Genomic DNA, 12,771 nt, shown 5'->3' on the forward strand with positions numbered 1-12,771 from the left:
CTTGCTACAGTTCCGTCAGCGACCCGTTCCGCTGCCGCTTGACGTCTTGCGGATGAAGGCGGCCACGTTGTCGTGAAGGGCGTGAAGTGACGGCAGGTGCGCGTAGACCATGTGGCCAGACTCGTAATACCGATACTCGATATTCGCCTGCAGGGCGGGAGGCACCGGCAAGTGCCGCATCTCGAACACGCCTTCGAAATAAGGCGTCGAAACGTCGTAATAGCCACCGTTGACCATGACCTTCATCGTCGGATTCTGCTTCATCGCGATGGCCAGGTCCGGCAGCACATTGGGCAGCGCGATCAACGGCTTCCCGGCGGCGGGCGGCTTGTGCCGATAGTCCCAGCTGCCATAGATGCCGATGCCGGGCTTGAACTGCTTCTCGCCGCCCTCGCCCGCCGCGTAATGCAGGGTGCCGCGCGCATATTGGTTGAAGGCGGCAACGTAGGCGCCTTCGAGTGCCGCGCTCTGCGGGTCGTAGTCCGCCACCTTGCTGAGCGGATCGAGCGTCGCCCCGGCGAAGCGCGTGTCCAGAGTGCCGGTTGTCAGTCCCTGGTCCGACAGCAGTTCTTTCTGGAAAGCGCCATATTCGATCCTGAGATTGGTCTTCAGGAGATAGTCGGCCGATAGGCCCGTATAGGCCGCCAGTCGTTCCGCGATTTGCCGCCGCTCGGCGTCGGTCAGCGCATTGCCCTTCATCAGCGCCTGGGCATATTCCCCGGTGGCGAAGGCCTCCACTTGCGCCAGAAACGCCTTGAGATCGTCCGGCCGGTCAGCCAGCTTGCGATGATACCATGCCGTCGCCGCGTAAGTCGGCAAGGCGACGATATAGGGCAGATCGACCGAGGGATTGGACTGCGGATCGTCGGGCATCAGGTCCCAGTTCAGGATGTCCGACAGCAGGATCACGCCGTTCAGGTCGATCGAACGCGCCTGCAGCGCCAGGGTCATGCCGGCCGCCCGCATCGTGCCGTAGCTTTCGCCGAACAGGTACTTGGGCGAATTCCAGCGACCGTATTTCGAGAGGAATTGCTCCACGAATTGCGAAAAGGCGTCGATGTCCTGGTCCACGCCGTAAAAGGCCTTGACCTTGTCCTTCCCCGCGATGCGGCTGAAGCCGGTGCCGGGTGCATCGATGAACACGAGGTCGCTGGCGTCGAGCAGGCTCGCGTCATTATTGACGGTATTGTACGGCGCCGGCCCGGTATGGGCGCTGTCGGCGGTTTCCACCCGCACCGGACCGAAGGCGCCCATGTGGAGCCAGACGCTCGACGATCCGGGACCGCCGTTGAAAAGGAAAGTGATCGGGCGTCCGGGCGTTCGCACGCCGTCCTTGAAATAGGCGGTGTAGAACATCGAGGCTTCGGCCTTGCCGCCCTTCTTGTCGTCCTCGTCTTCGGACGAACGGGCATCGAGGGCGTCGGTGTCTTCCCATCCCTTGGCATGAACGACCAGCGTGCCCGCCACGGCGTGGTAGGCCACGCGTGAACCCGCGATCGAAACCGCGCCCGTGGACTGCACCGCTTCGGGCTGGAACAGCGCGGGGTTTTCGGCATCGCCCGCAGGCACGTCCGGCGCGCTGGCCGCAGGTGCGGCAAACGCGGCAGACGCGGCCAGGAGCGAGGCAAGCGGCAGGGCGGCCAAAGAATACTTCATCCAGCGTCTTTCGGGAAAATGCGGCCGCATCGTCAGGCCGCGATACCATTTTCGATGACACGCCCGCCCCGTTTCCGAATGGCCGGTGCGCCGCAGTCCGTCCGGTGCGAGGGGATCATTCGTAATGCGGATCCTGGAGTGCGTTCATCCAGTCTGGGCACTTGTTCTCCGCCTCGCCGCGAAAGGCTTCGCTGTTGAAGGCCATGAAATCGTGAGCGGCGTCCCGCGCCGTCATGTCGGCGGGGATGCGGTAGCTCGCCGCCACCGCGTCACCGCAAGCCGCGGTCCAGCCGGCGACGTCTCTTTCCCGCTGCATCCAGAGCTGGACCAGCCAGAGAAAATCGTGGCGCTTGTCCTGCATCGTCGGCATCATGCAAGTCCTTCAAAAGTGACAGAGACGCTTGGTTGCATGGCGGGATCGCCCGTGCAACCTCCCGCAGGCCCCGCTTCGAAAAATCGGCCTGTTCCCGAAGCCGCGATATCTCAGGCACCATGACCGGCCGCCTCGCCTGCCGCATTGTGCAGGCCCGCGCCCAAGGCCAGAACGGTGCGGGCGTGCCTGCCCGCCACGGCGGCGCGGTCCGCGCCGTAGCCGCCGCCCAGAGTGCTCGCCAAGGGGAGGCCCCGCCGCCGCGCTTCGCGCGCGACCATCCGGTCCCGCGCGAGCAGGCCGTCATCGGACAGCGCCAGTCGGCCCAGTCGATCCTCGCCATGAGCGTCGACACCGGCCTGCATGAGGATCAGGTCCGGCATGAATTCATCGAGCACACCCGGCAGCGTGCGGCCGAGGATGTCCATGTAGTCGGCATCGCCCATCCCGTCGGGCAGCGCGATATCCAGGGAGGAGCGCGCCTTGCGGGTGGGGAAATTCTTCTCCGCATGGAGGGACAAGGTGAATATGTCGCCGCGACCGGCAGTCAGCGCCGCGGTGCCGTCTCCCTGGTGCACGTCGAGGTCCAGGATCAGGATACGGGCGGCATCGCCCTCCTCGATCAGCCGGTTCGCGGCCACGGCCAGATCGTTGAACACGCAGTAGCCCGCCCCGGTATCCGCCAGCGCGTGATGACTGCCGCCCGCGCTGTTGGCCGCATAGCCGTGCCGCAAGGCGAGCTTCGCCGCGAGCCAGGTGCCGCCGACGGAAAGCTGCGATCTCCGGGAAATGCCCGCGTCCACCGCAAACCCGATCCTGCGCACCTTGGCGGCCGGAACGGTGCAGCTGAGAACTTCCTCGACATAGTCCGGGTCATGGACGGCTTCGAGCCAGCGGCGGGGCATCTCTTCCGGCAGGTGCTCGGTCATGGGCGCATGGCTGGCGCGAAGCGCGTGCATCACCAGCGCATACTTGTCGTGAAGAAATGTCCCGGCCGCCCTTGTCGGGACCACATATGCGGGATGGTGGACGACATGCAGCATCGCCCGGCAGACTAGCGGTCCCGGCAGTGGCCGTCGAGCCCGCGCACCAGAGCCGGCGCGGGCCCGCTTGCCGATCGCCCGGCGCTAGAGCCCCGGGCTGCCGATTGCCAGCAGGGCAAACGTCGCCAGCCAGTGCTCGCCCATATAGTCGCCCGCGACATGAGGCAGCGCGGCCTGCAGATGCCGTTCGGCTATCGCGGCGCCTTCGCGGCGGACGAAATGGCCTTCCGGCAGCCGCGCCGCGATCTGCCGCCAGCACCAGGCCCGGCTGAGGTTCAGCCCGTCGAGATGCGCGATCTTGCCGTCGGTGCGGTCCGAAACGAAAGCCGGAACCGTGAGAGTCCGGGGCTGCCCCTCGGCAATGTCCGGGAGGAAAGCATCGAACCAGAGCGCGAAGGCGGCCGGGGGCAGGACGCGGCTCATGGCCAGGGCCTCGGTCAGTGTCGGCGAGAGGAACTCGTCGCCCGACGGCTCCCAGGCCTGGGCCGCGCGGTCCTCCGCAAACCAGTCCTGCAGCCGGCTCTCGATCAGACCGGCAAGGTCGGCGCGCCGCGATGCCGCCCATTCGTGGGCCAGGACAAGCGCGAAGGCCGAATTGCTGTGGATGCCGTGGCGGATCGGGTAAGTGAGCTTCGGCAGGTAGTCCGCGAAACGCTGCGCGAAGATATCCGCCAGCGGCGCCAGAGCCTCCGCCCAGGCGCCATCCTCATGCAACGAGAGTTCGTGATGGAGCGCCAGCAGCCATCCCCAACCGTAAGGCCGCTCGAAGCCCTGCGACAGGGGGCGGGCCAGATAGGCGATCTCGCCGGCAATCTTCCCGGGCACCAGCATCGCATCCGCATGCGCGCGAATGGCCGGCGCTTCCGGGATCTGGGGGAACTGGCGCAGCAGCCGCATCACCTGCCACCAGCCATGGACGCAGCTGTGCCAGTCGAAACTGCCGTAGAACACGGGATGCATCGCGGAAGGCGTCTGCGCGTCCTCCGGCCCGGCGAGCACATGGTCGAGCTTGTTGGGATATTCGCGGCCGAGGTGGCCAAGGGTGAGCTGCGCAAAGCGCGAGGCGTGTTCCGCCGTCAGGATCGTGGTCATCGCGAGAACCCCAGGAAGTAGAGAAGGAATATATTGGCCACCAGCATGGCCAGGGCGGTGGGCGCCTGCGCGCGAATGACGCCGTAAGTGTCGCGCAAGTTCAGCAGGGCCGCCGGCACCAGGTTGAAATTCGCCGCCATAGGCGTGAGCAGCGTGCCGCAGAACCCGGCCAGCATGCCGATTGCGGCCACGGCTGCCGGGTCGCCGTGCTGCACGTTGACCAGCAGAGGCGCGCCCATCGCCGCGAACATGACCGGAAACGCGGCCAGGGCATTGCCCATCAGCACGGTGAGCAGCGCCATGCCCGTGCAATAGAGCGCCACTTGCGCCAGCAGGCTGCCGCCGGTGTCGACATAGTCCAGCAGGTGCCCTACCGCCGAACCCATTCCCGCCGCGGCGTAGATGATGCCAAGGCTGGCGAGGAGCTGAGGCATCAGGATCGCCCAGCCCAGCCCATCGGCCAGCCGCACGCCTTCGCGCAGCGGCGCCTGCGCCTTCGTCCGGAACCAGACCATGCAGATCACGGTCGAGACCACCGCCCCCAGCGCCAGCGAGACCAGCGTGGCGTCGGAAGCCTTGACGATCCCGGGCACCGACTTGAACAGCACCGTTCCTCCCAGCGCTATGGCCGGGATGGCCAGGGCGGGCAGGAACAGGCGGTTGCCATAGCGCCGGGCAGAGGCTTCCAGCGCGGTTGCGCTCGCGGTGCCGTCACTCTCGGGCGGCGCGGCTCCGGTACGTCCCGAAGCCGCGACGACGACGATGACGATGGCGAGCAGGCCGTTAGCCATGTCGCCGATATAGTCGCCCAGCAGGAAGCTCAGCGCGATCAGCCCCCAGAGAAGCGCCGTGGCGCGGCCCTTGCGGTCCCGGCGGTGCCACGCCGTGACCAGCGCGAAGCCAAGGAACATCGCGCCCGCCAGCGCATAGACGAGTTCGAGGCCGATCACGCTGCTGAATCCGTCGATGAATTCTCGGCAGCCGCGGCAGCAGCATCCGCACCTGGGCGCTTCCGGCGATCCAGCAGCATCACCCGCGTGCCATGGATCAGCAAGGCCGCGATCGCCGTCGGCACGGCCCACATCGAAAGCGCGAAGGGCTCGGCCTTCATGCCATAGCCTTCCATCACGCCTTTCATCAGCAGGATGGAGCCGATCGCGAGGAAGATGTCCTCCCCGAAGAACAGGCCGATATTGTCCGTCGCCGCCGCGAGCGCTTTCGCGCGGTCGCTGTCGTGCCCGGATCCGTCCTTCTCGGCCGCCGCTTCCGCCATCGGCGCCAGCATGGGGCGCACCATCGTCACTTGTCCGCCAAGTTGCGTCAGGCCCACGGCGGAAGTCAGCTGGCGGGCGAGCAGGTAAGCCAGCAGCAGGCGGCCCAGCGTGATGCCGCGCAAACCGCGCATGAGCTGTTTCGCGCGCTCCTGCAGCCCGTGGCGTTCCAGCAGCCCGATGGTGGGGATCACCAGGAAGACCGCCGTGACGAACTTGTTGGCATTGAAGGCGGCGCCGAACCGGGCGAGCAGGTCGAGGAACGGCAGGCCCGCCGCCAGCCCCGCCGTAGCGGCCGAAGCCAGCACCACGGCCAGCGGATTGACCCGGACGACGAGCCCGGCGACCAGGACGACGACGGCTAACAGAACCAGCATGTCATGCTTTCCCCTCGAAGCGGTTCAGACCGCGGCGTCGGAATCGGCCGGCGCCCCGAAGCCGCCGCCGCCCGGCGTTTCTATGACGATGGCGTCGCCGGGTGCCAGCGGCGTTTCCGCCGTGCCGGCCAGATCGCTCCGCGATCCGTCCCGGCGCTCCACCCATTGCCGGCCCGGCTGCCCCGCCGCGCCGCCGTCGAGACCGAACGGCCCTTCGCTGCGCCGCGACGAAACGATGGTGGCGGTCAGCGACTCCAGCGCCATGATCCTGCGCACCACGCCGTCACCGCCGCGATGCCGTCCCTCTCCGCCCGATCCCTTGCGGATCGCGAACGTTTCGAGCCGCACCGGGTAGCGCATTTCCAGCACTTCGGGGTCGGTGATGCGCGTGTTGGTCATGTGGGTGTGAACGGCGGAAGCCCCGTGCGCGCGCGGACTGGCCCCGGCGCCTCCGCATATCGTCTCGTAGTACTGCACCCGCTCGTTGCCGAACAGGAAGTTGTTCATCGTCGCCTGCGCGCTGGCCGTGGCGCCGAGCGCGCCGAGCAGGGCATTGCAGACCGCCTGGCTCACCTCGGTATTGCCGGCCACCACCGCCGCGCCGGGATGGGGCGAGAGGAAGGTTCCCTCCGGCACGACGATGTCGAGCGGCACGAGGCACCCTTCGTTGAGCGGCAGGTCGGCATCGACGAGGCAGCGGAAAGCATAGAGCACCGAAGCGCGCGTGACGGCAGGCGGGGCGTTGAAGTTGCCCGGCCGCTGTGCATCGGTGCCGGTGAAGTCGATCGTGGCGCTGCGGCGCGCGCGGTCCACCGTCACGCTCACCCGCAGGCGGGCGCCGTCGTCCATGCGGTAATCGAATACACCGTCGCCGATGCGGTCGATCACCCGGCGCAGGCTCTCTTCGGCATTGGCCATCATGTGGCCGACATATGTCGAGACCGTCGGCCAGCCATAGCGGCCCATCAGGCCCAGGATCTCGCGGATGCCGGTCTCGTTGGCCGCTACCTGGGCCTTGAGATCGGCGACGTTCATGTCGGGATTGCGCGCCGGATAGCGGGCAGAGGACAGCAGTTCGCGCAGGGCCGCCTCGCGGAATGCACCCCCTTCGAGCAGGAGGAAATCGTCGATGACGACGCCTTCCTCCTCCAGGCTGGTCGAATCCGCAGGCGTGGAACCCGGCGCGATGCCCCCGATGTCGGCATGATGGCCGCGGTTGGCCACGAAGAAGCGGATATGCTCGCCCGCCTCGTCGAAGACCGGCGCCACCAGGGTGACATCGGGCAAGTGAGTGCCGCCGCGGTAGGGATCGTTGAGCGCGACCATGTCCCCGGGCTGGAGACTGTCGCCCCGCGCGGCCAGCACCGCACGCACGCTCTCACCCATCGCGCCGAGATGGACCGGCACATGCGGGGCATTGGCGATCAGCTGGCCGCCCGCGTCGAAGAGCGCGCAGGAGAAATCGAGCCGCTCCTTGATATTGACGCTGGTGGAGGTGTGCCGCAGCACCGCGCCCATCTGCTCGGCAACCGCCATGAACATGTTGTTGAACAGTTCGAGCATCATCGGATCGGCCACGCCGCCATCGTCGCGGCGTTTGCGGTCTGCCGATGCGCCTTCCTGCCGCAGGACGAGGTTGCCCCAGTCGTCGGTCGTTGCCGTCCAGCCGGGTTCGACCACCGTGGTGGCCAGCGGCTCGCGAACGAGCGCCGGGCCGACGATGCGGTCCCCCGCCAGCAAAGCCGCGCGGTCATGAACGTCGGCCAGCGCCTCCGCGCCGTTCGCCCAGAGCGGCATGCGCGTGAGCACCGGCGGCAGCGCGCCTTCCGGCCGCCGCGCCAGTTGCGGCATCGCCGCCGGTTCGCCCGGCAGGATCACTTCCACCTCGATACTGTCGATCACCAGCCCGCGACCCGGCGTGGAGAACCCGAAACGCGCGACATGCGCCGCATCGAAGGCCAGGGTCATGGCGGCGTCATCGTCCAGCGCAACGGCAATGCCGGTATCCGTGCCTTCGTAGCGCAAATGCACGCGGGCCTCGGTCCGCAGCAGCGCTTCATCGCCGGACTGCACGATCGAGCGGGCCAGCTCCGCCGCGATCTGCCGCGCATCCGCGCTTGCCGCGGCGGCCGCAGCGCCATCGAGCGGGCGCTCCACGGCCACGCGGCGCACTTCGCTGCGGTCGGCCAGGCCCATGCCATAGGCCGACAGGACGCCCGCGAAGGGATGGATGAAGACCGTGGAGATGCCCAGTTCCTGCGCGACCATGCAGGCATGCTGGCCGCCAGCGCCGCCGAAGCACTGCAAGGTGAAATCGGCAAGGTCGTGCCCGCGCTCGGTGGAGACTTCCTTGATGGCGCGCGCCATGGCGGCCACGGCCACGCGCACGAAGCTCTCTGCCACTTCGCGGGGGTCGGAAGCCCGCCCCGTCGCCGCCGCGACCTCCTGTGCGAGCGCGGCAAAGCCCTGTTCCACCACCTCGCGGTCCAGCGGCAGGGTTCCTTCCGGCCCGAAGATCGCCGGGAAGAACGCGGGCGCGATCCGGCCCAGCATGACATTGGCATCGGTTACCGTCAGCGGGCCGCCACGCCGATAACAGGCCGGCCCCGGATCGGCCCCGGCGCTGTCCGGCCCGACGCGGTAGCGCGCGCCGTCGAAGTGCAGGATCGATCCGCCCCCCGCCGCCACCGTATTGATCGCGATCATCGGCACGCGGACTTTGGCACCCGCCACTTCGGCGTCGACCACCCGCTCCAGCGCCCCGGCATAAAGCGCCACGTCGGTGGACGTGCCGCCCATGTCGAAGCCGATGATGCGATCGAAGCCTGCCGCCTGCGCGGTCCGGGCCGCGCCGATCACGCCTCCTGCCGGGCCGGACAGGATCGCGTCCTTGCCGTGGAACTTGTCATGCTCGGTGAGGCCGCCATTGGACTGCATGAAATAGAGCGGCACATCGCCCAGCCGGTCCACCACGCGGCCCACGTAATCGCTCAATACGGGCGAGAGATAGGCATCGACCACGGCCGTCGACGCGCGCGGCACCAGGCCCAGCAGCGCGCTGGTGCCGTGGCTGGTGGAGACTTGCGTGAAGCCGGCCTCCCTGGCCAGTTCCGCCAGCCGCTGCTCGGCCGCGGGGTATTTCCAGCCATGCGCCAGCGCGATGGCGCAGGCCGATATCCCCTCGGCCCGGTGGCGGGCGAACATCCGCGCCGCCGCGTCCTCGTCCAGTTCCGAGATCGTCTGGCCATGTACGTCGCAGCGCCCACCCACTTCCTCGACAGCCGTATAGAGCTGCGAAGGTCGCCGGATATCCAGCGCGAACAGGTCGGGACGGCTCTGGTCGCCGATCTCCAGCAAGTCGCCGAACCCTTGGTCGAGGACCAGGAGCAGCGATGCCCCCTGACGTTCCAGCAGGGCATTGGTGGCGACGGTGGTGCCCATCTTCACCTCGGCCACCAGCCCGTGGGGGAGAGGCTCGTCCGCCTCCAGCCCCAGCAGGCTGCGAATGCCGGCAGTGGCGGCGTCGCGGTAACGCTGCGGGTTTTCGCTGAGCAACTTGGTGGAAACGAAAGTGCCGTCCGGCCTGCGGCCGACGATATCGGTGAACGTGCCGCCACGGTCTATCCAGAACTGCCAACCCGACGACATCGCACACTCCGATATTTTATCGATAAATTATCAATGAGGGGTCTTGGCCCCGCCTGTCAAGCTGGGTGCAGGCAGGCCCGGCATCATTGACAAGCGCTCCGCCGGGATTTCATAAAACCGCATGAGCGCCATCGAACCGGGTCCGATCATTTCCTCCGCCCATCTGGCAGATGGCGCGTCTCCCGCCCTTTCCGAGCTGGAATTCAGCCTGACGCTGGCAGCCAATGCCTACCAGAAATGGATCGTGCGCTGCGCCGCTGCGGCCGGCCAGCAGCTCGCGCCGCTGGAAGTGCTGGTGCTCCACTCGGTCCGCCACCGCGACCGCCCGAAGCGGTTCATGGACCTCATGCTGGTGCTTCATGTCGAAGATGCGCATCTGGTGAACTACGCCGTGCGCAAGCTCTCCCGCGCCGGACTGGTGGAGACGCGCAAGGTCGGCAAGGAAAAGGTCATCGAAGCGACCCCTGCCGGCATCGCATTCTGCGACGCCTATCGCGCAATCCGCGAGAAAGTGCTGGTCGGCGACGTGAAGTCCTCCCTCAGCGAGGAGACGCTCTCGCAGATGGCCGAAGCGCTGCGCATGCTCTCGGGAGACTACAGCCAGGCCGCCCGCGCCGCCGCCACGTTGTGACAGACTGAACCAGCCGGACGCGCTGCATCCGCGTCCGTGGGATCCGTCTCCGAACGAAAATGTTGATAATGCGATTGATTCGCATATGCAAAATAGTCTATTGCGCTGCAGCATTTTGACAGGGGCGCGACATTTCCAGGTTAGCAATTCTGAAGTCACTGGCGCTGGCGGCGCCGGTCCTTTCCACTGCGGCATGGGCTGCCGAAGAAAACGACCCGATCGTCGTGAATGGACGGTCCGAAGGAATCTACGGCATTTCCACCGCAAGCACCGGCATGAAGATCGACGTGCCCGTACTGAAGACGCCGCAATCGATCACGGCGATCTCCAACGCCGTGATCCTGGAGCAATCGGCCGAAACGCTGACCGACGTGCTGCGCAACGTCAGCGGCATCACCGAGGCGAATTCGTTCGGCAACACCGGCGACAATTTCATGATCCGCGGCTTCGAGAGCGGCCAGGGCTCGGTCCTGCGAGACGGCTACCTGAGCGTGCAGGTGCGTGCGCTCAATGCCTCGACCGAGCGGGTGGAAGTGCTCAAGGGCCCGGCTTCGCTGCTTTACGGCCGTTTCGAGCCCGGCGGCCTGGTGAACGTGGTGACCAAGAAACCGCTCGACAGTTTCCATTACAACATCAGTGCCAATGCCAGCACGCGCGGACAGAGCCGGCAGATGGCCGACGTTACCGGCCCGCTTGGCGGCGGCTTCGCATTCCGCCTGATCGGCGAGCGCGAGGACAGCGACTACTGGCGCCCGCACGGACATGACATCGAACGCACGTTCGTGGCCCCCAGCCTCTCGTGGAGCGGCCATGGCTTCAGCCTCCTGGCCACTTACGAATATACCGACAGCACCCAGCCCTTCGACCGCGGCCGCGTATACTACAACGGCAAGCGGCTCGACACGCCCGCCACGCGGTACTTCGGAGAAGCGTTCACCACGCTGAAGCAGAGGCTTCATTCGGGGAACGTCCTGCTTGGCTACGTTTTCGCGCCGGGCTGGCGAATGGAGGCGAAGTACGCCATCCAGCGCACTTCGGGTTCCGACCTTCAGGTGCGACCGCGCAGCCTGGTGGTCGGCGCCGACGGCGAAGCGACCGGCGAACTCATCCGCAGTCTCGACGGCAACCGCGACCTTCACGACAACCGTGACTATCTCTCGCTCAACCTGCACGGCGATGTGCAGATGCTGGGCATGCGCCACAAGCTGCTGTTCGGCGCGGATTACGAGACTTACGAAAGCCTGCGCGGCTTCCAGGTGGATTCGCCGCGACGGGGCGGTTTCAACATATACGATCCAGTCTACGGCCTGCTGGACCAGAACCTTGCGGAGCTGACTGTCACCCCCAATTCAGCAACGGTCGATCGCTACAGGACGGCCGGTCTCTACGTTCAGGACCTGGTGATGCTGGACGATGCCTGGACGCTGGTGCTGGGCGGCCGCTACGAGACCTTCCGGGACTTCACGCAAAGCGGCTCGAACGTCAGCGACCGTTCGAAGACCGATACTTTCCTGCCGCGGCTGGGACTGGTCTTTCAACCTCGCCCGAACATGTCGGTCTACGCCAGCTATTCGCGCGCCTTCGCGCCGAACCCCTCGGTTCCCGCCGAGGGCAGCCAGCCGGCCTCCGGGCCCTTCCCGCCCGAGCGCAGCCGCAGCTACGAAGTGGGGCTGAAGGCCGAACTGTTTTCCGGCGTCACCACCACTCTGGCCGTCTACGACATCCGGAAGAACAACGTCCTGGAAACGGTGGATATCGGCGACGGCAATACGATCACCGAAGCCCGCGACAAAGTCACCTCGCGCGGGGTGGAATTCGATCTCGCCGGTGAGATCACGCGCCGCCTGAGCGTGATCCTGTCCTATGCCTATACGGACGCCCAGGACCCGCAGAGCACGTTCCAGGACAATGTCGTGAACGTGGCGCGGCATACCGGCAGCCTGGCGCTGTCCTACCGGCCCGGCGGCGCGCTGGACGGGCTTTCGCTCGGCGGCGGCGCCTATCGCGTCGCCCGGCGCTATGGCGGGCTTTCCCAGGCCCCGAACGGATCGACGAGCGTGCCCTTCTTCCTGGACGGCTACACGACGTTCGACCTCAACGCGGGCTACGCCTTCGAAGTCGCCTCCGGACACAGCGCTTATGCCCGCATGACGCTGCGAAACCTGACCAACCGCAATTACGACCAGTCCGCCGGCAATGCCCTGCGCGTCGTTCCCGGGCAGGCGCGGACGCTGTTCGCCACGATCGGGATGCGGATGTAGCGGCCTTGAAGAGAGGGCCGCGTTCGTTCCGGCGCGGCCCTCTCACGGTTCGATCGGAGCGCCCGCTTACCAGACGACGATGGGGTTGCGCGCCTTCAGCTCGTCGATCCGCCGCTTGGCCGCGAGCATGCCGGCCATTTCGGATGCGCCCTTCGGATAGGCCATGGCCTGCCAGTTGCTCACCCCGCCCCGGGATGTCGGCGGATAGGGCCCGTCGATCCAGTAACCGGGAATGCTCGCTTCCAGAGCATCCAGCAGTTCGCGAAGGGTACCGCGGCTGATGGTGTCATTTGTCATGACTCAGAAAACGATGAGGCGGCCGAAGGCTGCCTTGCCCCGCCTCGCCTTGTCGATAAGTGCGCCGGGCAACAGGAACCCGCGGTTCGTCCGCTCCGGGGCGCGATCGTCCCGCTACCGTAAAA

Annotated in this window: 10 protein-coding genes; 2 read left to right on the forward strand and 8 right to left on the reverse strand. The window is 66.8% G+C overall.

Annotated features, from left to right (window positions below; genetic code table 11):
* Window positions 1–15: 15 nt before the first annotated feature.
* From EDF58_RS14310 to EDF58_RS14340, 7 genes are all read right to left on the reverse strand, one after another.
* Complete coding sequence (locus EDF58_RS14310) at window positions 16–1,656, reverse strand: peptidase S10 (RefSeq protein WP_132266780.1); 1,641 nt, start codon at window positions 1,654–1,656, stop codon at window positions 16–18.
* 115 nt (window positions 1,657–1,771) lie between these two features.
* Window positions 1,772–2,026 carry a hypothetical protein gene (locus tag EDF58_RS14315; protein WP_134094381.1) on the reverse strand — a complete coding sequence of 85 codons (255 nt, stop codon included), beginning with the start codon at window positions 2,024–2,026 and terminating at the stop codon, window positions 1,772–1,774.
* Between the two features lie 113 nt (window positions 2,027–2,139).
* On the reverse strand, window positions 2,140–3,069 hold the full coding sequence (locus EDF58_RS14320; protein ID WP_132266784.1) for a histone deacetylase: 930 nt from the start codon (window positions 3,067–3,069) through the stop codon (window positions 2,140–2,142).
* An 84-nt stretch (window positions 3,070–3,153) separates the two neighbouring features.
* Entirely contained in the window at window positions 3,154–4,161 is a 1,008-nt protein-coding gene (locus tag EDF58_RS14325; protein ID WP_132266786.1) for a DUF2891 domain-containing protein, read from the reverse strand.
* Window positions 4,158–5,111 carry a DUF979 domain-containing protein gene (locus EDF58_RS14330; protein WP_132266788.1) on the reverse strand — a complete coding sequence of 318 codons (954 nt, stop codon included), beginning with the start codon at window positions 5,109–5,111 and terminating at the stop codon, window positions 4,158–4,160. Before EDF58_RS14330 ends, EDF58_RS14325 begins: the two co-directional genes overlap by 4 nt.
* Window positions 5,108–5,809: a DUF969 family protein gene (locus EDF58_RS14335; protein ID WP_132266790.1), complete on the reverse strand. Its 702-nt coding sequence runs from the start codon at window positions 5,807–5,809 to the stop codon at window positions 5,108–5,110. Before EDF58_RS14335 ends, EDF58_RS14330 begins: the two co-directional genes overlap by 4 nt.
* A gap of 24 nt (window positions 5,810–5,833) precedes the next feature.
* The gene (locus EDF58_RS14340) at window positions 5,834–9,457 is read right to left on the reverse strand and encodes a hydantoinase B/oxoprolinase family protein (protein ID WP_132266792.1); all 3,624 of its coding nucleotides are present in this window, start codon (window positions 9,455–9,457) and stop codon (window positions 5,834–5,836) included.
* A 121-nt stretch (window positions 9,458–9,578) separates the two neighbouring features.
* Here EDF58_RS14340 and EDF58_RS14345 point away from each other — a divergent pair, with 121 nt between their 5' ends.
* Entirely contained in the window at window positions 9,579–10,088 is a 510-nt protein-coding gene (locus EDF58_RS14345) for a winged helix DNA-binding protein (RefSeq protein ID WP_132266794.1), read from the forward strand.
* Between the two features lie 224 nt (window positions 10,089–10,312).
* Window positions 10,313–12,349 carry a TonB-dependent siderophore receptor gene (locus EDF58_RS14350; protein WP_132266796.1) on the forward strand — a complete coding sequence of 679 codons (2,037 nt, stop codon included), beginning with the start codon at window positions 10,313–10,315 and terminating at the stop codon, window positions 12,347–12,349.
* A 66-nt stretch (window positions 12,350–12,415) separates the two neighbouring features.
* Here the strand turns inward: EDF58_RS14350 and EDF58_RS14355 are convergent, their stop codons facing one another.
* Window positions 12,416–12,646, reverse strand: a complete 231-nt coding sequence (locus EDF58_RS14355; RefSeq protein WP_132266798.1) for a hypothetical protein — start codon at window positions 12,644–12,646, stop codon at window positions 12,416–12,418.
* Window positions 12,647–12,771: the final 125 nt, after the last annotated feature.

Source organism: Novosphingobium sp. PhB57, assembly GCF_004342985.1.
Lineage (GTDB): Bacteria > Pseudomonadota > Alphaproteobacteria > Sphingomonadales > Sphingomonadaceae > Novosphingobium.

Coding starts and splice junctions, on each gene's coding strand:
- EDF58_RS14310 (WP_132266780.1), bottom strand. CDS start 1,656: ATGAAGTATTCTTTGGCCGCCCTGCCGCTTGCCTCGCTCCTGGCCGCG.
- EDF58_RS14315 (WP_134094381.1), bottom strand. CDS start 2,026: ATGCCGACGATGCAGGACAAGCGCCACGATTTTCTCTGGCTGGTCCAG.
- EDF58_RS14320 (WP_132266784.1), bottom strand. CDS start 3,069: ATGCTGCATGTCGTCCACCATCCCGCATATGTGGTCCCGACAAGGGCG.
- EDF58_RS14325 (WP_132266786.1), bottom strand. CDS start 4,161: ATGACCACGATCCTGACGGCGGAACACGCCTCGCGCTTTGCGCAGCTC.
- EDF58_RS14335 (WP_132266790.1), bottom strand. CDS start 5,809: ATGCTGGTTCTGTTAGCCGTCGTCGTCCTGGTCGCCGGGCTCGTCGTC.
- EDF58_RS14340 (WP_132266792.1), bottom strand. CDS start 9,457: ATGTCGTCGGGTTGGCAGTTCTGGATAGACCGTGGCGGCACGTTCACC.
- EDF58_RS14345 (WP_132266794.1), top strand. CDS start 9,579: ATGAGCGCCATCGAACCGGGTCCGATCATTTCCTCCGCCCATCTGGCA.
- EDF58_RS14355 (WP_132266798.1), bottom strand. CDS start 12,646: ATGACAAATGACACCATCAGCCGCGGTACCCTTCGCGAACTGCTGGAT.